23 protein-coding genes and 1 riboswitch are annotated in these 21,634 nt (G+C 35.1%); of the genes, 12 read left to right on the top strand and 11 right to left on the bottom strand.

All coding sequences use genetic code 11. The features are described from left to right. Positions 1-52 precede the first annotated feature (52 nt). The 6 genes from ispH to murJ all read right to left on the bottom strand — a co-directional run bounded on the left by ispH (position 53) and on the right by murJ (position 8,029). On the bottom strand, positions 53-997 hold the full coding sequence (gene ispH, locus ACFFHT_RS07310; protein WP_382374952.1) for a 4-hydroxy-3-methylbut-2-enyl diphosphate reductase: 945 nt from the start codon (positions 995-997) through the stop codon (positions 53-55). Next, the gene (gene lspA / locus ACFFHT_RS07305; protein ID WP_382374887.1) at positions 997-1,497 is read right to left on the bottom strand and encodes a signal peptidase II; all 501 of its coding nucleotides are present in this window, start codon (positions 1,495-1,497) and stop codon (positions 997-999) included. The genes ispH and lspA overlap by 1 nt, the downstream gene beginning before the upstream one ends. A gap of 114 nt (positions 1,498-1,611) precedes the next feature. Continuing rightward, positions 1,612-4,431 (bottom strand): isoleucine--tRNA ligase, encoded by a 2,820-nt coding sequence (ileS, locus tag ACFFHT_RS07300; RefSeq protein ID WP_382374885.1) that lies wholly within the window; start codon positions 4,429-4,431, stop codon positions 1,612-1,614. Positions 4,432-4,572: 141 nt separating this feature from the next. Then, positions 4,573-5,511: a bifunctional riboflavin kinase/FAD synthetase gene (gene ribF, locus ACFFHT_RS07295; RefSeq protein ID WP_382374883.1), complete on the bottom strand. Its 939-nt coding sequence runs from the start codon at positions 5,509-5,511 to the stop codon at positions 4,573-4,575. 93 nt (positions 5,512-5,604) lie between these two features. Beyond that, positions 5,605-6,462, bottom strand: coding sequence for a DMT family transporter (locus ACFFHT_RS07290; protein WP_382374881.1), 858 nt, complete (start codon positions 6,460-6,462; stop codon positions 5,605-5,607). A gap of 1 nt (position 6,463) precedes the next feature. Next, positions 6,464-8,029, bottom strand: coding sequence for a murein biosynthesis integral membrane protein MurJ (murJ, locus tag ACFFHT_RS07285; RefSeq protein WP_382374879.1), 1,566 nt, complete (start codon positions 8,027-8,029; stop codon positions 6,464-6,466). Between the two features lie 286 nt (positions 8,030-8,315). Here murJ and rpsT point away from each other — a divergent pair, with 286 nt between their 5' ends. Next, positions 8,316-8,579: a 30S ribosomal protein S20 gene (gene rpsT, locus ACFFHT_RS07280; RefSeq protein WP_066107914.1), complete on the top strand. Its 264-nt coding sequence runs from the start codon at positions 8,316-8,318 to the stop codon at positions 8,577-8,579. 65 nt (positions 8,580-8,644) lie between these two features. Here the strand turns inward: rpsT and hemG are convergent, their stop codons facing one another. The 3 genes from hemG to pepQ are packed head-to-tail and all read right to left on the bottom strand — an operon-like array spanning position 8,645 to position 11,111. Further along, the gene (gene hemG / locus ACFFHT_RS07275; RefSeq protein WP_382374877.1) at positions 8,645-9,160 is read right to left on the bottom strand and encodes a menaquinone-dependent protoporphyrinogen IX dehydrogenase; all 516 of its coding nucleotides are present in this window, start codon (positions 9,158-9,160) and stop codon (positions 8,645-8,647) included. An 8-nt stretch (positions 9,161-9,168) separates the two neighbouring features. Then, positions 9,169-9,780, bottom strand: coding sequence for a YigZ family protein (locus ACFFHT_RS07270; RefSeq protein ID WP_382374876.1), 612 nt, complete (start codon positions 9,778-9,780; stop codon positions 9,169-9,171). An 8-nt stretch (positions 9,781-9,788) separates the two neighbouring features. Further along, positions 9,789-11,111, bottom strand: coding sequence for a Xaa-Pro dipeptidase (pepQ, locus tag ACFFHT_RS07265; RefSeq protein WP_382374874.1), 1,323 nt, complete (start codon positions 11,109-11,111; stop codon positions 9,789-9,791). Between the two features lie 73 nt (positions 11,112-11,184). Here pepQ and tusA point away from each other — a divergent pair, with 73 nt between their 5' ends. Further along, on the top strand, positions 11,185-11,424 hold the full coding sequence (gene tusA, locus ACFFHT_RS07260; protein WP_382374872.1) for a sulfurtransferase TusA: 240 nt from the start codon (positions 11,185-11,187) through the stop codon (positions 11,422-11,424). A 215-nt stretch (positions 11,425-11,639) separates the two neighbouring features. Then, positions 11,640-12,245, top strand: coding sequence for a tetratricopeptide repeat protein (locus tag ACFFHT_RS07255; RefSeq protein ID WP_382374870.1), 606 nt, complete (start codon positions 11,640-11,642; stop codon positions 12,243-12,245). A gap of 157 nt (positions 12,246-12,402) precedes the next feature. Here ACFFHT_RS07255 and ACFFHT_RS07250 read toward each other — a convergent pair whose 3' ends face one another. Further along, positions 12,403-12,810 (bottom strand): helix-turn-helix domain-containing protein, encoded by a 408-nt coding sequence (locus tag ACFFHT_RS07250; protein ID WP_382374868.1) that lies wholly within the window; start codon positions 12,808-12,810, stop codon positions 12,403-12,405. 303 nt (positions 12,811-13,113) lie between these two features. Between ACFFHT_RS07250 and ACFFHT_RS07245 the strand changes: the two genes are divergently transcribed. The 5 genes from ACFFHT_RS07245 to ACFFHT_RS07225 are packed head-to-tail and all read left to right on the top strand — an operon-like array spanning position 13,114 to position 17,938. Further along, on the top strand, positions 13,114-14,136 hold the full coding sequence (locus tag ACFFHT_RS07245) for a peptidylprolyl isomerase PrsA family protein (RefSeq protein ID WP_382374866.1): 1,023 nt from the start codon (positions 13,114-13,116) through the stop codon (positions 14,134-14,136). A 13-nt stretch (positions 14,137-14,149) separates the two neighbouring features. Next, positions 14,150-15,274 carry a ribonucleoside-triphosphate reductase gene (locus ACFFHT_RS07240; protein ID WP_382374864.1) on the top strand — a complete coding sequence of 375 codons (1,125 nt, stop codon included), beginning with the start codon at positions 14,150-14,152 and terminating at the stop codon, positions 15,272-15,274. 1 nt (position 15,275) lies between these two features. Next, the gene (locus tag ACFFHT_RS07235; protein WP_382374862.1) at positions 15,276-16,640 is read left to right on the top strand and encodes a hypothetical protein; all 1,365 of its coding nucleotides are present in this window, start codon (positions 15,276-15,278) and stop codon (positions 16,638-16,640) included. Continuing rightward, positions 16,637-17,647 (top strand): WG repeat-containing protein, encoded by a 1,011-nt coding sequence (locus ACFFHT_RS07230; protein WP_382374860.1) that lies wholly within the window; start codon positions 16,637-16,639, stop codon positions 17,645-17,647. The genes ACFFHT_RS07235 and ACFFHT_RS07230 overlap by 4 nt, the downstream gene beginning before the upstream one ends. 21 nt (positions 17,648-17,668) lie before the next feature. Next, the gene (locus tag ACFFHT_RS07225; protein WP_382374858.1) at positions 17,669-17,938 is read left to right on the top strand and encodes a hypothetical protein; all 270 of its coding nucleotides are present in this window, start codon (positions 17,669-17,671) and stop codon (positions 17,936-17,938) included. Between the two features lie 50 nt (positions 17,939-17,988). Here ACFFHT_RS07225 and ribB read toward each other — a convergent pair whose 3' ends face one another. Then, positions 17,989-18,627 carry a 3,4-dihydroxy-2-butanone-4-phosphate synthase gene (gene ribB / locus ACFFHT_RS07220; protein ID WP_382374856.1) on the bottom strand — a complete coding sequence of 213 codons (639 nt, stop codon included), beginning with the start codon at positions 18,625-18,627 and terminating at the stop codon, positions 17,989-17,991. Between the two features lie 230 nt (positions 18,628-18,857). Next, positions 18,858-18,997, bottom strand: a riboswitch (FMN riboswitch). Positions 18,998-19,085: 88 nt separating this feature from the next. Between ribB and ubiK the strand changes: the two genes are divergently transcribed. From ubiK to ACFFHT_RS07200, 4 genes are all read left to right on the top strand, one after another. After that, positions 19,086-19,346 (top strand): ubiquinone biosynthesis accessory factor UbiK, encoded by a 261-nt coding sequence (gene ubiK / locus ACFFHT_RS07215; protein ID WP_382374854.1) that lies wholly within the window; start codon positions 19,086-19,088, stop codon positions 19,344-19,346. Positions 19,347-19,462: 116 nt separating this feature from the next. Next, entirely contained in the window at positions 19,463-20,734 is a 1,272-nt protein-coding gene (nadR, locus tag ACFFHT_RS07210; protein ID WP_382374852.1) for a multifunctional transcriptional regulator/nicotinamide-nucleotide adenylyltransferase/ribosylnicotinamide kinase NadR, read from the top strand. A gap of 7 nt (positions 20,735-20,741) precedes the next feature. Beyond that, the gene (locus tag ACFFHT_RS07205) at positions 20,742-21,431 is read left to right on the top strand and encodes a metallophosphoesterase family protein (protein ID WP_382374850.1); all 690 of its coding nucleotides are present in this window, start codon (positions 20,742-20,744) and stop codon (positions 21,429-21,431) included. 34 nt (positions 21,432-21,465) lie between these two features. Then, positions 21,466-21,612: a hypothetical protein gene (locus ACFFHT_RS07200; protein ID WP_382374848.1), complete on the top strand. Its 147-nt coding sequence runs from the start codon at positions 21,466-21,468 to the stop codon at positions 21,610-21,612. Positions 21,613-21,634 lie beyond the last annotated feature (22 nt).

The following is a 21,634-nucleotide window of genomic DNA, read 5'->3' as shown; positions in this document are numbered from 1 at the left end:
CTTTTTTAAAACCTCTAAAATACAATCGCACAGCCTATGCTGTGCGATTTTGTTATTCTACTTCGGTAATTCGAAGTTCTTTCGGTACTTCAAAAACAGTATTCTCTTCACAACCTTCCAACTCTTCAACGGTTGTTGCACCAAGTTCTAACAAACGGCTTACCACAGATTGTACTAACACCTCTGGTGCAGAAGCCCCCGCAGTAATCCCAATCACGTTCACATTCTCTAACCAAGTTGGGTCAATATCTGCCGCATCATCAATTAATTTTGCTGCTACGCCCATACGTGAAGCTAACTCTGCTAAACGATTGGAATTCGAGGAATTTTTTGAACCCACTACAATGACTAAATCAGATTGCGTAGCTAACTCTTTCACGGCGTGTTGCCGATTAGTAGTTGCATAGCAAATATCATTTTTGCGTGGGCCTTGAATCGCAGGATATTTTTGTTTCAGTGCTGCAATCACCTCTACAGTATCATCAATCGACAACGTTGTTTGTGTCATAAAGGTTAAATCATCTTGATTCGATACAGGGAGTTTTAAAATATCTTCCACATTCTCAATCAAATAAATTCCACCATCTTGATTATCATATTGCCCCATCGTTCCTTCCACTTCTGGGTGCCCTTTATGCCCAATCAAAATCGCTTTTGTTCCTTTACGACTCGCACGAGCAACCTGCATATGGACTTTTGTTACTAATGGACAAGTAGCATCAAACACTTTTAAATTACGATCTTTGGCTTCCTGACGAACAGCTTGTGAAACGCCATGGGCAGAGAAAATCACAATTGCCCCATCGGGTACTTCACTAAGTTCTTCTACAAAAATCGCCCCACGTTGACGTAATCCCTCAACCACAAAACGATTATGCACAACTTCATGACGCACATAAATTGGCGCACCATGAATCTCTAACGCTAATTCAACAATACTAATCGCTCGATCAACACCTGCACAGAAACCTCGTGGATTGGCTAAAATAATTTTCATCACTCACTTTCCTTTGTTTCTTTTCTTTCATTCTTTACATAATCGAGGATCATTAATCCTGCTCCCACACAGATTGATATATCTGCCACATTAAATACTGGATAATGATAAATCTGCCAATAGAAATCGAGAAAATCCACCACAAATCCGTGATATAAACGATCAACCATATTGGCTAACGCCCCACCAATAATCAACGCATAAGCACTATTGACTAACGTTTTTGTACGTGGCGAACGCCATAACCAAAACAGCAGCAATCCAGAAATCACCAATGCAATTAAGACAAAAAAGTATTTTTGCCAACCACTATGATCAGCTAAAAAGCTAAACGCTGCGCCATAATTTCTGACATACGTTAAATTGAAAATCGGTAAAATATTGATACTTTCGTACAATTCAAAACGGGTTACTACTAGCCATTTTGTCCCTAAATCAACTACAAATGCCAGTACACTTAACCAAAGAAAAATTAATCCGTTTGTTTGCTTTTGTTTCATCACGATACTCATTGTTAAAAAGCTATTTACCCTATTCACAATAAAAAAGGATCACTGCTAAGTTATCAACCTAGCAGTGATCACGATTAATTGTTCAAGAATTGCTATCACTAATTAAGCAAATTGACGACTTTCACCCTCACCGACAACATTCTCAACACAACGAGAACAGAGGTGTGGATGTTCGCTATTTTGTCCAACAGTTGCAGAATAATGCCAACAACGAGGGCATTTTTCTGCTTGTGAAGCAACCACTTTCACAGCTAAACCGCTTAATTCACCTTCTACCACATCTGCATCCGCTAATGCTTTCACTTCTGCTTTTGAGGTAATCAATACAAAACGCAATTCATCACCTAATTTTGCTAATAAATCTGCATAATGTTGGTTTGCGTATAAGGTTACTTCTGCAGCAAGTGCAGCACCAATCACTTTATCATTACGAGCTTGTTCTAATACACGGTTAACTTCTGCTCTGACTTTTAATACTTCTTGCCAATACGCATCATTCATCTCTTCATTATCTGCTAATGCAAATAAGCCGTTATAGAACTCTTCCATAAAGACAAACTCACTACGTTCGCCTGGTAAATATTGCCAAATTTCATCCGCAGTGAACGAGAGAATTGGTGCAATCCAGCGTACTAACGCTTCTGCAATATGATACAACGCTGTTTGACAACTACGACGTGCAAGGCTATTCGCTTTGGTCGTATATTGACGGTCTTTGATAATATCTAAATAGAATGATCCCATTTCGATTGAGCAGAAACGCATAATACGTTGTACCACTTCGTGGAATTGATAATTATCATAGGCGTGTTTGATCTCTTCTTGTGCCTGTAATGCACAAGCAACTGCCCAACGATCTAATACGATCATTTCATCTGCTGGCACCATATCACGTTTTGGATCAAAGCCATTAAGGTTTGCTAATAAGAAACGTGCGGTATTACGAATACGGCGATAAGAATCTGCTGCACGTTTGAAAATTTCATCAGATACCGCAATTTCACCTGTATAGTCTGCAGAACCAACCCATAAACGTAAAATATCACCACCAAATTTATCCATTACTTCTTGTGGTGTAACGATATTACCGATTGATTTTGACATCTTGCGGCCTTGTCCATCAACGGTAAATCCGTGAGTAAGAACTTGTTTATATGGTGATTTATTATCTGTGGCTGTTGATAACATTAATGAAGACATAAACCAACCACGATGTTGGTCAGATCCTTCGAGATACATATCTACTTCATTACCACCAAATTCTGGACGATGTTTTGCTACCGCAGAATAAGTTGATCCTGAATCGAACCACACATCTAAGGTATCTGGTACTTTTTGGTACTCTTTAGCGTCTTCCCCTAATACTTCATTAATATCGAGATCCCACCACGCTTGAATACCTTTTTCTTCAACACGTTTCGCAACTTCTTCAATTAACTCTAAAGTACGTGGGTGTAACACTTCCGTTTCTTTATGAATAAATAAAGTTAATGGCACGCCCCAAGTACGTTGACGAGAAATACACCAGTCTGGACGATTCGCTACCATTGATTCAATACGAGCTTGTCCCCAGTCTGGAATCCAGCGCACACTTTTAATCTCTTTTGATGCTTGTGCACGTAATCCCTGTACATCCATACCGATAAACCATTGTGGTGTTGCACGGAAAATAATCGGAGTTTTATGTCGCCAACAATGTGGATAGCTGTGGGTAATTTTCTCAACTTTTAATAATGCCCCCACTTCCTCCAATTTTTTCACCACTAAAGGATTTGCATCAAATACATTTTCACCCGCAAAGAATTGTGCTTGGCTATTAAATTTACCATCATTTCCAATTAATCCAGCCATTGGTAAATTGTATTGTTGTCCTACAACAAAGTCGTCATGACCGTGATCTGGCGCAGTATGGACTAAACCAGTACCTGCATCATTACCTACGTGTTCGCCAAGGATAAATGGTACGGTGTAATCATAGAATGGGTGTTTGAATTGCAATAACTCAAGGTCTTTCCCTTTCGCTACACCTAACACTTGATAATCTTCTGCACCAATCGCTTTCATCACACTTTCAACTAACTCAGTATTGAGGATTAAACGTTCTCCATTCACTTGAATTAATTGATATTCTAATTCTGGATGTAGAGCAATTGCACGGTTAGACGGTAATGTCCAAGGAGTTGTTGTCCAAATCACCGCTGAAAGTTTCCCAGTTCCAGCCTTTTCTAAAGTAAATTTTGCTAACACCGCTGCTTCATCTGCTGCAGCAAAACGCACATAAATTGATGGGGAAGTTTTATCATAATATTCAACTTCCGCTTCCGCTAAAGCAGAACCACAATCTAAACACCAATGTACAGGTTTAGATCCTTTATAGAGATGACCATTTTTGATCACATTGCCTAAGGTACGGATAATATTGGCTTCTGTGGCAAAATTCATAGTGAGATATGGATTATCCCAATCCCCAATTACCCCTAAACGAATAAAATCTTTTTTCTGTCCTTCAACTTGCTCTTTTGCATACGCACGACACGCTTCACGGAATTCCGCAGCAGAAACTTTCTCATTTGGTTTACCAACCAAGCCCTCTACTTTTAGTTCAATCGGTAAGCCATGACAGTCCCAACCTGGAATATATGGAGAGTCATAACCAAGTGCTGTTTTTGATTTAACAATAATATCTTTTAAAATTTTGTTTACGGCATGCCCAATGTGAATTGTTCCATTCGCATATGGAGGACCATCATGCAAAATAAATGTTTTCTTGCCTTTACTTGCTTGACGGATTTTTTGATAAAGCTGTTTATCATACCAATTTTTTAGCATCGCTGGCTCACGTTTTGCCAAGTCGCCACGCATTGGGAAACCTGTTTCAGGCAGGTTTAACGTGCTTTTGTAATCAGTTGTTTCTTTAGACATGAGTTTATTCCGTAATAATAAAAGTTAAATCAAATTTAGATTGGCTAACTTTAGGTGACTATTACCAAAAGTTTCGCCTGAAAACGTTCTTTTATAGCCTTTTTTGGATCGCTATGCAAATAAACTTATCAAAAAAATTGACTATTTTTCATCATTTTGTTGAAAGTAAGTTTTTGCATTTTGTGCATCACGTGCAATCTGTTCACGTAAAGCCTCAAATGATGGAAATTTAATTTCTGAACGCAATTTTGCTTTAAAGAAAATTTCTAAGGTTTTCCCGTAAAGATCACCATTGAAATCAAATAGATGAACTTCTAATAATGGTTTTACCCCATTGATAGTTGGGCGATTTCCCACATTCGCAACGCCATAATAATGATGTCCTATCCGATCGCTAACCTCTACTGCATATACTCCTTGGATAGGATTAACATTACGATGTAATCCAATATTTGCCGTTGGGAAACCAATCGTTCTACCCAATTCATTACCATGTACCACTCGCCCTAAAATACTATAAGGTCGTCCTAACATTTGTTCGACCTGATCCAGTTTATCTTCAGCAAGTGCTTGGCGAATTGCTGTACTACTTACTCTCAAGTCATCTAAGCAATAACTGCTATTATTTTCGACTTGAAAGCCATATTTTTCCCCTGCTTGTTTTAATGTAGCAAAATTACCACTGCGATTAACACCAAAGCGAAAATCATCACCCACACTGAGAAATTTAACTTTCAATTTATCAATTAAATAATGTTGGATAAATTCCATTGTAGTTTGTTGGGCGAATGTAGCATTAAAAGGAACACAAAAAACATAATCCACCCCAAAATGAGCAAGATATGTCAATTTATCTCGTAAGCGCATTAAACGAGCTGGTGCTTTTTCCTTGAGAAAAAATTCTTTTGCTTGAGGTTCAAATAACATCACCACAGTCGGTAACGACAATTCGTCTGCTTTTTGCTTCAAGTGCTGTAAGATAGTTTGATGCCCTAAATGTACGCCATCAAAATTACCAATCGTCAGCGCACAACCTTGTGGAAAGGTTGGTAAATTATAAAGACCTCGAATTAATTGCATTATTGCTATTAGCTCATCAAAAAGGTTACAAAAAATGCGGGTATTATACGCAGATTGTCAAAAGGTGTAAAACTTGAACCCGCTTGAAAAAGATTATTCTTTCCTTGTTCCATAGGCACATAATCCACCAGATGCTACGATGACAAACATTCCCAACCAACTCAGTAAATCAATTGAAGTATCCCATAGCCACAAACTTAACAAGGCAGAGAAAATAATCGCTGTATATTGTAATGTTGCTGTAAGTACCGTTGCACCATAGCTAAATGATCGTGTTAATCCTAATTGTCCTAACAATCCAAAAATACCTATCCCTAATAAATACCAAATGGAGTGAATATCCGCGAGATAGTTATCGGCGAGCAAAAACCCAACAAAGCCAATCACTGTGACAGAAACAGAAAAATAGAACACTGTTCGCCAAACTGGTTCACCCGCTTGCCCCAGACGTTTTACTGTAAGCACTGCACCCGTTGCACTTAATCCAGAAAGTACACCAACTAAAATAGCAAACCAATCTTGTGCATTAATACTTGGCCTTAAAACGATTAATACGCCCAAAAATCCTAAAGCAACTGCTAAAATCTGTATTGTCCGATGTGCCATCACCGTAGTTAACACTGTCCAGAAAGTAATAAACAAGGTTGTGGTATAGTTCAAACTAGCAGCAGTCGCCAGTGGAAGATGAGCATACGCATAAAAGCCACACCAAATTGAGAGTACCCCAAAGATACTGCGAGTAAGATGAGAACGTAGTCGAGGTGTTTTAAAACTTCGGTGTTGGCGAGCGAATAGTACCCAAAGCCAGATTAATAATACTGACGGCAATCCTCGAGTAAAAATAATTGCTCCTAGGCTTGCTCCATCTTCAGCAGCGAGCTTAATAAACGCTGCCATAATTGCAAAAGTGGCACTGGCAAAAACCATCCACAATGACTGTAAAATATTCATATTAGTGTGCCAATAAATCTTTCTTTCTCACACCTAGTATCAGTAATACACATAAATAACAAACCGCAGCAACGGCAATTAATCCAGCAAGCCAAATCACGCGCCAAGCAAAGGTCATTGCATACCATTCAGACAAACTCGGTGTGAAATAAAATAATACGCCCCCCATCATTCCCGCTGCTAACACCACTTTACCAAAAAAGAGCAGGCTTTTAGTGGAAAAATGGTAAACCTCTTGCTTCGTTAATCCTCGATACAACAAAAAGGCGTTTAATGTTGCTGACATCGCCGAAGCAATCGCTAAGCCAACATAACTAAATGGGATCGCTAATAAATTAAAGCCCATATTACTCACCATTGCAATAATCCCATAACGCACAGGGGTTTTCGTATCCTGACGAGCATAATAACCATTTGCCAAGATTTTAATTAACATATAACTCAACAACCCTGCATTAAACGCCCATAATGAATAAGATGTCGCTTGTACATCACTTAAAGAAAAATGCCCACGCATAAAGAACACTAATAACATTGGCTGAGCTAACAACGCAATCCCTACCATAGCAGGAATACCGAGTAATAAAATCATTCGCACGCCCCAATCCAAAGTTTGGCGAAAGGCTAAATTACTTTGCATATCATTATTTTGTACATGATGGCGTGAAAGCGTTGGCAAAATCACAGTCGAAATTGCGATACCAAATAGACCAAGCGGAAACTCTAATAAACGATCAGAATAATATAACCAGCTAATTGATCCTGTCATCAAGAAACTGGCAATAAACGTATCTAGCAACAGATTAATCTGACTAACAGAAACGCCGAAAAGTGCTGGGATCATTAAAGTACGAATTTTTTTGACCCCTGCATCATGCCATGCCCAACGAGGTCGTACCAATAGTCCTGCTTGTTTTAAAAATGGAATTTGAAACAGGAACTGTAATAATCCACCAAGAAAAATCCCTATCGCTAAACCAAGATTGGGATTATCTAAATGTGGAGCCAGAAACAGTGCAGAACCAATCATCGCAATATTCAACAGCACGGGTGAAAATGACATCACACCAAATTTACCAATCGAATTCAGAATTGCCCCAGATAACGCCACTAACGTAATAAACCATAAATAAGGAAAAGTGATTTTTAGCAACAGTGAGGCTTGCGTAAATTTTTCTGCTTCTGCACCATCATTTAACCAATCTAAGAACCAACCCGTACCAAAAATAGCAGTAACGACTGGTGAGCCAATCATTGCTAATAACGTTACTATGGTTACCAATCCTCCCAATGTTCCTGATACTTTGGCAATAAATGCTCTTGTTTTATCTAAATCACCATCTTTTTGATATTCGGCTAATACGGGAACAAATGCCTGAGAAAAAGCCCCCTCAGCAAATAAACGGCGTAAAAAATTAGGAATACGGTTTGCAAATAAAAAGACATCTGCCGCTACGCCTGCACCTAATAGATTAGCAATCACAACATCACGCACTAACCCTAAGATACGAGATAACAGCGTCATACTGCTAACGACAATGCCCGATTTTAATAATCCTTTACTCAAAATAACCTGCCATTTTCTATTTAATGTGGTAAAAATTACGGCTCATTGTATAGATTTTTACTTTTTACGCTATATTCTCCCAGAAAAAACTGGTAAAATTTCGCCCGCCTTTTATTTGGCTTACTTCGGTTGTGTCTCACTGAGGCAAGCACACCATTGCCACTGCTTACTCTCGAAGCAAATTTCGGCATCAGGCAATAAATCGATTGACAAGGGCTTAAAAAATAGGCATATTTTACGCCTTTCGTTTTTAGTGTAATTAATTAGAAATTTTGGGAGTTTGACCTTGGCTAATATCAAGTCAGCAAAAAAACGTGCGGTTCAATCTGAAAAACGCCGTCAACATAACGCAAGCCAACGCTCTATGATGCGTACTTATATCAAAAAAGTTTATGCAGCAGTAGCCGCTGGCGATAAAGCAGTTGCAGAAACAGCTTTCGTTGAAATGCAAAAAGTTGTGGATAGAATGGCTTCTAAAGGCTTAATCCACAAAAACAAAGCAGCAAATCACAAATCTAAATTATCTGCACATATCAAAAAATTAGCTTAATGATTTTTTTGACATAATTAAAAGAAAACCGCCATCAAAAATTGGCGGTTTTTTTATTATCTCTCTTATAACTGATCAATCTGTTGGGCAAAGTTTGCAACCTGTTTCCAATCCGTATATTCCACTTCTTTTCGAGGATCAGTTTCTCCCCCTGTCAACTTCATAATAAAACGAATCATTGTGCGGTCAAACCAAGTATAACGTGGATAAAATAACGCCCCAGCAAATACTTGAACCACTTGAGGTTGCCATGCAATCTTCGCTAATAATTTACGCGTATAAACATTGGTTTGTGGCGTATTTTTATCCGCTTTACGTGCGGTTAGATTCACCGTATATAATGCCCCTTTTTTGGCTTTTAACTGTTGTTTATGCTCACGAATAAAGACGTATAACTTAGGATTAAACTTGCCATAACGAATAGAAGCCCCCAAAACCACACGATCATACGGTGTAAGATCAATATCCATATTCTCGGCCAAATTTGCCATCGCACATTGTCCCGTAAGTTGTGCTGAAATAGCTTCCGCAATTTTTCGTGTCTGTCCATCATGGGTTAAATATAAAATCAATGTTTTCATAGTTATTCTCAAGTTTCTAATTGTTGTAATTCAAGTTGTCCCGCAGAACGTTCATTTAACTGGGTATTCAGTTCACTAACCTGCTCAGGAGCAATCGCTAGGATTAAACAAACTTGATCAGTATAAGTTTGTTGCACAATTTCCACATCATACTGTTTCAACAACGTCTCCAGCCACGCCCATTGTGCATACTGACAGACTAATTGATATTGTTGTCGCTCTACTTTGATTATGGTGGTTGCTAATTTTAAGGCTTGTTGTACCCCATTACCATAAGCTCGCACTAACCCGCCCGTACCTAACAAAATTCCCCCATAATAACGCACAACCACGGCACAAATTTCACCAATTCCACTACCTAACAAGACATTTAACATTGGTTTACCTGCCGTTCCTGATGGCTCACCATCATCAGAAAAACCATACTGCTGCGAGTCAGTCGGTGCACCAGCCACTGTTGCCCAACAATGATGACGGGCATCAGGATGTTCTGCTTTGATCTGTTGCCAAAACTGCTTTGCTTCGTCTAAATTTGCTACTGGCTGGAGATAAGTAATAAAGCGGCTTTTTTTAATCTCTTCACTAAAATTCACCGCTTGCTGTAATACAGGATACTGCATAACGTTCCTTATGATTGTTGCAGTTGTTGCTGCATTTTCACGGTAAGATTTTCTGCTCCATTAGCACGCATCACAATGTTATCTTCGGTTCGAATCCCCCCAAATGCTTTTAAGGATTCAATCGCTTGCCAATCAATTTTATTCGCACATTCGTGAGTACGCCATGGCGCTAATAATAGTTCAATAAAATAAAGTCCTGGCTCAACGGTTAACACCATACCTTCGGCTAATTCACGAGTACAACGTAAACTCGGATACACTTCTGGTGGACGCTTAATCGCACCTCGTTTATTTTGTTGCCAACCACCAATATCATGAACCTGTAAACCTAAAAAATGCCCTAAACCGTGTGGTAAAAACGCCCGATTAATCCCAAGATCAAAAATGTGTTCTGCTGGCAATTTCACTAATTCAGTATCGTGCAGCAGTTGTGCCACACGTTGTTGCATTTGCGTATGATAAGTTAAATAGTTATAGCCAATTTGCAAATCAGTAATAATATCTTGCTTAATTTTTTCCATTCCTTGCAATAACTGACTAAATAGTGAATGTTCCGCACGTTGATAAGTACGAGTAATATCAGACGCATAACCATAATAAGTTGCCCCTGCATCAATCAGAAAACTCTTGGTTTCAGTCGGAGCCTGTTTATCTAAACGATTGTAATGTAATACGGATCCGTGTTGATTTAATGCCACGATATTGCCATAAGGTACATTTAAATCTGATTGTTCACTAGCTTGTAAGTAAGCAGCATTAATCGCAAACTCACTTTTTCCCTCATCAAAAGCCTGTTTCGCTGCTTGATGCCCCAATAAAGCAGGCTTTTGTGCCTGAAAGATGCAAGTGATTTCATATTCAGTTTTATATGCTCGATAATAATTAAGAATATTCAATAACTTACGATCATTAATAGCGAAAAAGCCTAACGCTTTTGCTAATGCTTCATCTTCCCCAATAAAGGCACAATTTTTACGATTATTAATAAAGGTAGCTACTTGCTCTGTATTAGTAAAAATATGCCAATCAAACTGATCACACCAAAAATCATCTGGTAATGCCTCAACAAAATACCAATAATCTTTTGGTTGATAAAAATAGAGTTGTGGCTTGCTATAACCATCTAAAAAGACCCAACTCCCCTCGGCCTGTGGCATAGGTACAACATAATTGAAATAAGGATTAATACGAAAAGGTTTGGTTTGATCATCTAAAAAATAGTGAGTCGCTTGTCCTGCGTGAATCCAAACGCCATCTAAACGACAGCAAGATAATGCCTCACGCACCAATTCTTGAATATGAGCTAAATGTGTTGCAAATAATAGGTTCATCTTTTCCTCACTATCCCATCTTGTTCCAAAATGCAGTATCATTACTACTTTATTCATAATAAGCAACAATCATATGACTGAATGGAAAATTAATCAAACCTTGGATACTCAAGGATTACGCTGCCCAGAACCTGTAATGTTAGTGCGAAAAAAAATTCGTGAAATGCAAAATGGTGAGATTCTTTTTATTTTAGCAGATGATCCTGCCACCACCCGTGATATCCCTGGTTTTTGCCAATTTATGGAACATACCTTATTGCAAAGTGAAACAGCAACAACACCTTATCAATATTGGATTAAGAAAGGGAAATGAATAATTTATTAAGTTAGCTCGACACTGTGGTTCACAAAAGCGACTGAAAAAACCTTAGCGATACACATCTTGCTTCTGGCAATCTATATTATAACAGGCTAGACGTAAGGAAAAACAAATCTACCGCTAAAGATCATTTTAATCAATCTTACAATAAACGGATCTGGACTTGGCGGTAAAGCAAGTATAGAAATACATTTAGAACGATAACATATATGAATAAAAAATATTTATTTATCCTTATTATCATAATAGGTATTCTCTTATTTAAATTGAAATTAAGTACGAAGTCTCCTGAAGAAACAATTACCTTAACACCAGCGGAGATGCAATATCAGGCTGAAAAGGGAAATGCACTGGCCCAATTTTATACAGGTTATCTCTACCTAGATAAACAGAATTATAAAGAAGCAATCAAATGGTATAAAAAAGCGGCAGAACAAGGCCTAGCAGACGCTCAAGTCTCTCTTGGAATACTCTATAAAGAAGGATCTAGCATTAAACAAGATTATCAACAAGCCTTTCAATGGTTTCAAAAAGCTGCAGCACAGAAATCTATGTCTGCACAATTATTTCTTGGAGAAATGTATTATTTAGGATTAGGTCTTAAACAAGATTATCAACAGGCTTTTCAATGGTTTCAAAAAGCATCTAATCAAGGTAGCCCCCATGCTAAAGCGATTCTTGGTGTAATGTATTATTCTGGGGAAGGTGTAACTAAAAATATTACTGTTGCTACACAATATTTACAGCAAGCGTGTAAAGATGATATGCAACAAGCATGTGATTTAATCTTAAAACTAAACAGTGAATCTCAATAAAGATTGTTATTAAAAATATTTTAAACAAGTCTCTTATTTGAGCTTATCAACTTTGCTAAATAGAATAGGTATTTCTGGGTATATAAGACAAAAAGTTTAATTTTTTGTCCTATATACCTATTATAGGTGTATAAGTATTGTGAAAGAAAAATAAAAATTACTTCTTCAATAAATCAATAATTTCTTTTAAAGCATTAATTTCTTTATCTTTTTGTAATAGCAACTCATTCTTTAATTGAATTGTATTTTGTAAACTATCAATAGTAACTTTTAATTTTTCAATTTCTAAAATTAAAGCATCATCTGAAGCATAATAATTTGCAGTATTATGATTAGAGTGTTCTGAGAAATACCACATAGGTTTCTTCTCATCAACAGTTACTAGATCCAGTACACTAATATTAAAAATTCGCGCAATTCTCTCTAATTTATCATAGTGCAACTTAGATTGTCCTCTTTCTATCTTCGCATACCCTGTAACTGACATACCCATTTTTTCAGCCATATCTTCTTGTGACCATTGGCGAATTTCTCTCATTACTCTCACTTTATCATAGATTTCCATACTTAACCTATTCGTGTTTTTATTGTAACAAAAAGGCTATTTTTCTAACCTGTTTGTTATTCGTTCAACAAATGAGAAAAGTCTACCACCTATTTATGATAAAAGCATAGTTATTTTATGTAGTCTTAATACGATGCTGCAATAAAATCAAGTTAGTAATAACACTACAAATTTAGTCAAAAACTATGCTTTTTATCATAACAAATTAGGTATTTTTCTGGCTTTTTTGTTGCTGGTTTAATCTTTCAAACATATTTATTATTTAAAAACTTATTGAATTAATATTTTATTTAGGAATATCAAATGCAAATACAATCCCGTAAACTACCTGGTTGGGTACACCTTCCTTTACTTGTTTTCATGTCAATTAGTTTTATTCAAACTGCATTAGGTTTTTCAGATTTATTTGGTAAAGAATTTGCTTGGGCATTTTCATTATCTATTACAATATTAATGTATGGATTCACTCTTCTTATCGGTTTTAGACAACTCAATCATCTCCCTATAAGCGGATTTTTAATCACTTATTTTTTCTTCTCATTATTCTCCTTTACTGGAAATTTTAATGCTATTTATACTTCTTATCAAAAAGAACAATTATTTAGAGATGAATTACTAAAACATAAACAACAATTACACGATGTTATCAATGCAGCAGATAAAGTATTAAATAATTTTAGTCCAGATATTACAGAAAAACGTACTCGTATTGAAACTTTAACTCAGCAATTAGTACGTCAAATTACAGATCCTGCTAGACCTGGAGTTGGCCAAAGAGCACAGGAACTGATTAGAGAAATTGAAACTGTGTTGGGTGAAAAACTGACAGATTTTGGTGTTAAGGGTAATGATTGGAATACTCTTGCACAACGTTATCAAGAGAATATTGAACAAATTGCAAAAAGAAAATTGACCAGTAATGATTATGATAAAGTAGAGGATATTCGAGAAAATATTCATAAAAAAGCAAAAGAAACAAATCGTCTTATTGATAATATTTTGCAAACTACAGTATTAGTTAAACAATATGGCTTTGAAACTAATTTAAAAGCTGTAAATACGATTAATGAAATTGGCTCAAGTATCCAAGAGTTTATTAATGAAGACTCTATTTTTAAATTTACGAAAGTACCTTTTGAAAGCCAAGAAATTGGTAAAATTGCATTCTCATTTAAATCTGCATTCGGGACACATTTATTAGTTGGTATATTATTTACTATTCTCTGTTTCTTTATTGATTGGGCAGTAGTGCTAAGTTTATTAGTATTTTTTGGTAAAAATGAAAAAGAGCCACAAAAAATTACTAAATCAAAACATCAAATGTAAATAGAGGCGTAATATGCTACATAATCCATATAAAAAAGATAAAGAACCAGAAATTAATTCAATTTCTTCTTATAATGATCAAAATTCATCAACAGTAACAAAAGAAAAACTTACGGAACAAGATTATTTAGAGGCTTCATATACAATGGACACTGAAGTAGAAGTAACGTCAAGCAATGAAGAAAAGTATAATCTTAGAAATAAGTCAAATAAACTTTTAAAACGTAGTGTTGAAAAAGAGTTAACAGATGAAGAATATCATAAACGTTTAATCGAATTAAATACAGATTCAGAAAATAAACACTATGTTTTACTTTTTGGACAGCCCGCTTCTGGGAAAACATGGATAATTGGTAGTATCTTACATTATATGAAAAACTATTTAGAGGGAACGGTATATTTAGATATAAATAAATCGACGGAAAATGAAGAGGAGTTATTTTATATTCTACAAGATCGTTTCAATAATGTTGTTCATGCTGAAAGAATAACAAGTACTGATACTAAACAGTATTTTGAATTTCATATTGTTTTTGTACCAAAAGATTCGGCTAAACCACCAATAAATATTGTATTTATTGATGCTTCAGGTGAACATTCAGAACTTTCTTTTATGAAAAAAGAGAATAAAAAATCTGGTAAACTACCTAATTATTTGACAGCTATTTTAGAATCCAATGTAAAAACGAAACTAATCTTTGTTTATGATCAATCACTAGTTGACGAAAAAGGCTCCATTCCACAAAGTAATGTTCTTAGTTCTATTTTTACACATATTCAAAATATTCAAAATTTACATAAAAAGTTCTTTCCAAAAGCATTACTTCTTTCTAAAGCAGATCTTATTTATGCTAATGATATATCTAGTGTTGAAAAGTATGGTTTTGATCCAATGACATATGCCATTAATAAGATTCCAGATTTTGCCAATAGTTTTTTTAATGAATCAGAACAAAATAAAACTATTTTTTATCATATGGGAGAATTCTCAATAAACTCAGATATTTTAACAAAATTTGATAAAGAAAGTCCTGAAAAACTATTTAGATGGTTATATATGTCTGGAACAAATGGTATATCCCCAATTAAAGAACAAACTTGTTGGGATAAATTTATCAAATGGTTTAAGGGGCAATAAAATGAATAATAATGAATTATTAAATTTAGGCTGGGGAATTGTTGGCACACCAAAAGGGAGACAATATTCTGCACAAGGAATTCATGATCAACTAGAATTAGATAATATTTTTGACCTACCACAAGAATTTGGTAGCTGCTTACCTGATCCACGAGAAGAGACAGCAAGGGATTGCCAATTATACTATTTTACCTATCGGCAAGATAAGAAAATTATTGGTATTGCAGAATATCGTTCTATCTTCGAACAAGGACAAACACGACAAGGTAGCTACTTTGGGGCATTTATTGAAACCTCTGGCTATCAATTTAGTGCAGGTGATGAAGAAATAAAAGCTATTCTTTCTGGATTAATTGAATTAAATAACTTTCAAATCAATAATTTTATTGATAAAAATACTAAATCCTATAAAGAAATAATAACAAATAAAGATTTTAACTATCCATTAGATGAGCTAAAAATAATTGGGAAAGGTTTAACACCATTAAACAACAATCCATTTTCTCAAAGTAGAAATAATGAAAATGTTATCTTCATTCACATAATAAATCCAACAGAAACTATTACTGTTATCAAGAATATTCTACAACATAAGCTCTATTTTAATTACCCCCATATTTATTTTTCATTTAGTCAAAATATTATCAATAAAATGAATAATAAAAATTATACCATTATCAATTCAGAACAACTATATTCAAGAAAAATATTTACAAAAGTTTATGAAAAAGAATCCGATTTTTTAAGAAAAAAATGTAGCGATTTAACACAAAACATCAATTATCTGAAAGAAATTATTGAAAAATTAAAAAAGGATATGGATAGTAAAATTCAAAAAGGGATTTCTCAAGAAAAAGAAAGATTAGCAGAAAAAGAAGCTCTTATAAAGCAAAAAGAAACATACCTTGCACAGGAAGAAATATTTTCCTGGATTGGGAAAGAAGTTACTCTAAACATACAAGATAAGATTAACACAATAAGTAATAAAGAGGGTATTAAGCAAGCAACTCTACAGGATCTACTAAAAAGAGTAGATATCACAGGTATACAAACAGCAAATAATGAGATAGAAAATAAAATTAATAATCTCCAAGAGATTATAAAAAACTTACACTCACCTATCATATTGCCGCCAAAAACTTCTTTATTTTCTCATATATCAATATTATTAACATTACTTTTATTAATAATAATATTAATATTACAATACTTTTCATACTCTAGTGATGAAAATGAAAATATTAGCAAGATGAAAAATTCTATTGAAAATACTATTGAAAAAAACACTGAAGATTTAAATGATCAGATAAATGAAATAAAAAAATTAATTAAAGATAAAAATAACAGACAGGGAATTAAAAAATGATCATAAATAAAAAAATAATAATTAACATTATTCAAATTACAATAACATTAACTTTGCTCAATGCTTGCTTTGATAATAATGCAAAAGAATGTAAAAATTTATTCCAAGATAACAATAAGAAATCGTTAGCATTTTCTTTTTGTGAAAAAGCAGCCCAACAAGGAGACTCTGAATCACAAATTATTTTTGCAGATTTACTGCTTGCAGATAATAAAACTGAGGAAGCATTGAATTATTTGTATAAAGCAGGGAATCAAAAAAATCCCGAAGCCTCTTTTAAGATTGCAGAATTATATAGTTCTGGAAAATATGTTAAGCAAGATCTAGAAAAAGCATCCTTTTACTATAATGAAAGTTGTAAACATGATTATATTCAATCTTGTCAAAAAGCTGAGGAATTAAGAAAATTCGAACAGCTAGAAAATATTGAAAAAGAAAAAAAAGAATTAGTTAAATTTAAAGGAGAACTACAAAAACAACAAAATAATATTGAAAATGAAAAAAGACAACTTACACAGGAAAAAGATAATGAAGTAACAATCGTTAAAGAATCTAACCAAAAAAAAATTAAGCATTCAAATTTTTACAATGGGTTAGCTGTATTTCAAGATGGTAATCTATATGGCTACATTAATCAACAAGGGCAAATTGTTATACCAGCCAAATTTAGCTATGCAGGACGTTTTTCTCATGGTAGGGCAGCAGTTCAGTCAGCAACAAACAATCTCTGGGGATTTATAGATTTGACTGGTAACTACATTGTATATCCACTTTATAAATGCGTAGGAATGTTCAGTGAAGAAGAAGCTCTAGCTGGTGTTTATTACGGAGGAGATTTATCCAATAATATTTGCGAAGGAGGGAAATGGGGTTACATGGATATATATGGAAACTGGGTGATCAATCCTGTATTAGATTATGCTGAACGATTCAGTAAGGGTAAAGCCAAAGTAACCTATCAAGGTCATACAGGATTTATCAATCGTTTTGGAACTTGGGTCAACTAATATAATATTAGGATTTAATTGATGAATTATAAAATATACAACAGTATTATCTTATGCATTTTTGGTTTAAGTCTCCCTCTTTTAGTAAACGCTGATTTTTATAAAATTGAAATCAGACGAGAGCAATCGAATTTATATAAGACAAGAGAAGGCTTTTATATTAAAACTAAATATTGTTATGAATATGCTTATGGAGAAGAAGCAATTTTATCTTATGATAGGTATTCTTATGACAATAAATTAATTTTCCAAAATGGAAACAGTTGTGAAATAGAGAGATTATTAAACTAATTACCAAAAAAACCTGCTTTAAAACAATGATATTAAAGCAGGCTTTTTTATCAATGCGATAACTTATACGCCACTAAATCCTCAATAGTAACGACTGGATAGCCTTGTGCTAAAGCGAATTTTACGATTTCTGGTGCTCGTGCCATCGAGCCATCATCATTGGTAATTTCACAAATCACACCTGCACGTTTAAAACCAGCTAATTCCGCTAAATCCACAGATGCCTCTGTATGTCCACGACGACCTAATACACCTCTATCATTAGCACGTAGAGGGAAAATATGCCCCGGACGGTGTAAATCACTTGGTTTCGCATTATCTGCAACTGCTGCTTTAACAGTCGTAACACGATCTTGTGCTGATACCCCAGTAGATACACCTTGTGCCGCTTCAATCGTCACAGTAAAGGCAGTACGATTGACACTGGTATTATTTTCTACCATTGGAGGGAGTTCTAATTTTTGACAAAGCTCATCAGTAATGCAGAGGCAAACAATTCCGCTACCATAACGAATAAGTTTTGCCATTTGTGTTGGGGTAATGGTTTCTGCTGGATAGATTAAATCGCCTTCATTTTCGCGATCCTCATCGTCCAATACTAATACACCTTTGCCTTGCTGTAATGCTGCAATCGCATTAAGCACTCGTTGTTCGGCATTGCCAAATTGAGAAAGAATTGACTGACTCATGGTAATTTATCCTTAGTTAATTGTTAGTACCAGAATCAGGGCGATTAAGGGAAATACGGCAGACAAGAAAATATAATGAATTCCCTGCGATTACGACCAATGCAATCAATATAGGCTGAGAATATTGATAACGCATTTTCTATCATTTAGGAATGCATTATGGCACGATTTATATCTGGCTTATCTGATCACTCAACCAAAATAAATCATGTTTTCTATCTTAGAGATACCGCGATTCTCTACCATCCAGACTATCACTGTCGGCTTTGGATTTTCACCAAATCTGCTGACTTCGTATCAAATACGAACGCTCGTGGGCTTACTGACGCTTACCACCGGTGGGGAATTTCACCCCGCCCTGAGAATGCGTTGTGCAGTATAAAAGAAAAAGTTTCTGTTGCCTAGTAAATTTCAGGTTTTTCTCATACAATGTGGTCGCGAAAAATAATGAGGTGCTTATGTTAAATCCGAAAAAAATCGAAGAAATTATTCAACAAGTACAAAATAATCTGCCAAAAGGATTACAAGATCTTGGTAGTGATGTTGAAAACAAAATTAAACAAGTTTTACAAGCTCAACTCACTAAATTAGATGTGGTAACACGTGAAGAATTTGATGTACAAACACAAGTTTTATTACGTACTCGTGAAAAACTCACTGCATTAGAAGCGCGTGTTGATGCGTTATTACAACAAAAAGATGAATCGCCAAAAACGTAGCATATAAAAGACGTTCATTTCAAAATTAATTTCCAATATAGCTTATATAGATAACATAAGACTAATGACAATATCTAAATTGTTGCGTATTATGCTCCCCATCAAAGGAGCATAATATGACTGATTTTCTTTATTTACAGCAAAAACGTAAACAATTAGGTATGAAGGTTGCAGAAGTCTGCGAAAGAGCTCAAATCACTCGTGCTTATTACAACCAGCTTGTGGGCGGTAAAATTCAGAATCCAAGTGCGAAAAAGCTCAATGCCATCCATCATGCTTTGCAAATTTCTAATATGCCAAATAAGCAAGTCGGTGTCATTTTTGGCAAATTCTATCCAGTACATACTGGGCATATCAATATGATTTATGAAGCCTTTAGTAAAGTAGATGAGTTGCATGTGATTGTTTGTACTGACACAGAACGTGATTTAAAACTGTTTTATGACAGTAAAATGAAAAAAATGCCAACCGTACAAGATCGCTTACGTTGGATGCAGCAAATTTTTAAATATCAACAAAAACAAATTTTTATCCATCATTTAGTTGAGGATGGAATTGCTGCTTATCCAAATGGTTGGGTGGATTGGTCAGATCGAGTCAAAAACCTCTTTAAAGAGAAACATTTCTCACCAAGTGTGGTATTTTCAAGTGAACCACAAGATAAAGAACCATACGAAAAATATTTACATCTTGATGTAGTTCTCGTCGATCCTGAACGTGCATTCTTTAATGTATCTGCTACCAAAATTCGTAATCATCCTTTCCAATATTGGAAATTTATTCCAAAAGAAGTTCGTCCATTCTTTGCCAAAACCATTGCTATTCTTGGCGGAGAAAGTAGTGGTAAAACTATGTTGGTAAACAAACTCTCTGCAGTATTTAATACGACTTCTGCTTGGGAATATGGTCGCGAATTTGTATTTGAAAAATTGGGTGGTAATGAGCAAGCTATGCAATATTCTGACTACCCATTAATGGCGTTAGGTCATCAACGTTATGTTGATTATGCTTTACGTCACGCTCATAAAGTCGCATTTATTGATACTGATTTTATTACAACACAAGCATTCTGTATTCAATATGAAGGGAAAGCACATCCTTTCTTGGATTCTATGATCAAAGAATATCCTTTTGATGTCACAATCTTATTAAACAACAATACTGCTTGGGTGGATGATGGTTTACGCAGCTTAAGTTCACAACAACAACGCCAGCGTTTTCAGCAACTCCTCAAGAAATTATTAGAGAAATACAATATTCCTTATATTGAAATTGAATCACCAAGCTATTTAGAACGTTATATTCAAGTGAAGAAAATTGTAGAACGAGTATTGAATGATGAATCCGTTCATGAAGCAATAATTGACGATAAGGATAAGGAGAAATAAATAATTCATGCTGCTTTTTGCTGGAGATCCTCACGGATACTTTGAACATCTGTATCCCTTTATCCAGAATAATCAATCCATATCATTGATTATTCTTGGGGATTTACAACTCACTGACTGCAAAGAACTTGATAAACTGGCGCAATATTGTGATCTTTGGTTTATCCATGGTAATCATGATAGTAAAACCGTTGCTGCATTTGAAGCAATATGGGGTAGCGAATGGCAGCAACGAAATTTGCATAGTCGTGTAGTTGAAATTGAAGGGGTAAAAATTGCTGGTTTAGGAGGTGTTTTCCGTGGACAAATTTGGATGCCGCCAAACAAACCATTATTCCTAGATCCTATTCATTACTGCCAATATTGCACACAAGATAAAATTTGGCGAGGTGGTTTACCATTGCGCCATCGTACTTCAATTTTCCCATCTGACTTCGATACGCTTGCTACACAACAAGCCGATATTTTGATCTGCCATGAAGCACCTAAGCCACATCCCTCTGGTTTTGCAGTGATTAATCAATTAGCAGAAAGTATGGGAGTACAAAAAATCTTTCACGGCCATCATCATGATAATTTCGATTATAGCCAACTTAAAGGGAGAGTTCGTCCATATCAGATTTTCAATATTGGTTTCCGTAGTTTGAGCGATATTAATGGTCATTATTTATTAATTGGAGTGGATGATCGTAAGTAACAAAACATAACTATCATTATTACAAGGATTTTTTATGAATACCGAAACTAACATTCAAAAAACACAACAAAGTTATGACGAACTGCCTTACCAATCGAAGCCTTTCTCACTGACTTATCCAGACAAACAAAAAGGTGTAATAGACAAATTTGTTGCTAAAAGTAGGCTTAAAGCCTTATAGTACAAGGCTTTAAGCCTACTTT

This window comes from Gallibacterium melopsittaci, from assembly GCF_042433085.1.
Taxonomy (GTDB): Bacteria; Pseudomonadota; Gammaproteobacteria; order Enterobacterales; family Pasteurellaceae; genus Gallibacterium; species Gallibacterium melopsittaci.
Note: the sequence above shows the minus strand (reverse complement) of the source record. Positions and strands in the feature narration are given on the sequence as shown.

Coding starts and splice junctions, on each gene's coding strand:
- ispH (WP_382374952.1), bottom strand. CDS start 997: ATGAAAATTATTTTAGCCAATCCACGAGGTTTCTGTGCAGGTGTTGAT.
- lspA (WP_382374887.1), bottom strand. CDS start 1,497: ATGAAACAAAAGCAAACAAACGGATTAATTTTTCTTTGGTTAAGTGTA.
- ileS (WP_382374885.1), bottom strand. CDS start 4,431: ATGTCTAAAGAAACAACTGATTACAAAAGCACGTTAAACCTGCCTGAA.
- ribF (WP_382374883.1), bottom strand. CDS start 5,511: ATGCAATTAATTCGAGGTCTTTATAATTTACCAACCTTTCCACAAGGT.
- ACFFHT_RS07290 (WP_382374881.1), bottom strand. CDS start 6,462: ATGAATATTTTACAGTCATTGTGGATGGTTTTTGCCAGTGCCACTTTT.
- hemG (WP_382374877.1), bottom strand. CDS start 9,160: ATGAAAACATTGATTTTATATTTAACCCATGATGGACAGACACGAAAA.
- ACFFHT_RS07270 (WP_382374876.1), bottom strand. CDS start 9,780: ATGCAGTATCCTGTATTACAGCAAGCGGTGAATTTTAGTGAAGAGATT.
- pepQ (WP_382374874.1), bottom strand. CDS start 11,111: ATGAACCTATTATTTGCAACACATTTAGCTCATATTCAAGAATTGGTG.
- tusA (WP_382374872.1), top strand. CDS start 11,185: ATGACTGAATGGAAAATTAATCAAACCTTGGATACTCAAGGATTACGC.
- ACFFHT_RS07255 (WP_382374870.1), top strand. CDS start 11,640: ATGAATAAAAAATATTTATTTATCCTTATTATCATAATAGGTATTCTC.
- ACFFHT_RS07250 (WP_382374868.1), bottom strand. CDS start 12,810: ATGGAAATCTATGATAAAGTGAGAGTAATGAGAGAAATTCGCCAATGG.
- ACFFHT_RS07245 (WP_382374866.1), top strand. CDS start 13,114: ATGCAAATACAATCCCGTAAACTACCTGGTTGGGTACACCTTCCTTTA.
- ACFFHT_RS07240 (WP_382374864.1), top strand. CDS start 14,150: ATGCTACATAATCCATATAAAAAAGATAAAGAACCAGAAATTAATTCA.
- ACFFHT_RS07235 (WP_382374862.1), top strand. CDS start 15,276: ATGAATAATAATGAATTATTAAATTTAGGCTGGGGAATTGTTGGCACA.
- ACFFHT_RS07230 (WP_382374860.1), top strand. CDS start 16,637: ATGATCATAAATAAAAAAATAATAATTAACATTATTCAAATTACAATA.
- ACFFHT_RS07225 (WP_382374858.1), top strand. CDS start 17,669: ATGAATTATAAAATATACAACAGTATTATCTTATGCATTTTTGGTTTA.
- ribB (WP_382374856.1), bottom strand. CDS start 18,627: ATGAGTCAGTCAATTCTTTCTCAATTTGGCAATGCCGAACAACGAGTG.
- ubiK (WP_382374854.1), top strand. CDS start 19,086: ATGTTAAATCCGAAAAAAATCGAAGAAATTATTCAACAAGTACAAAAT.
- nadR (WP_382374852.1), top strand. CDS start 19,463: ATGACTGATTTTCTTTATTTACAGCAAAAACGTAAACAATTAGGTATG.
- ACFFHT_RS07205 (WP_382374850.1), top strand. CDS start 20,742: ATGCTGCTTTTTGCTGGAGATCCTCACGGATACTTTGAACATCTGTAT.
- ACFFHT_RS07200 (WP_382374848.1), top strand. CDS start 21,466: ATGAATACCGAAACTAACATTCAAAAAACACAACAAAGTTATGACGAA.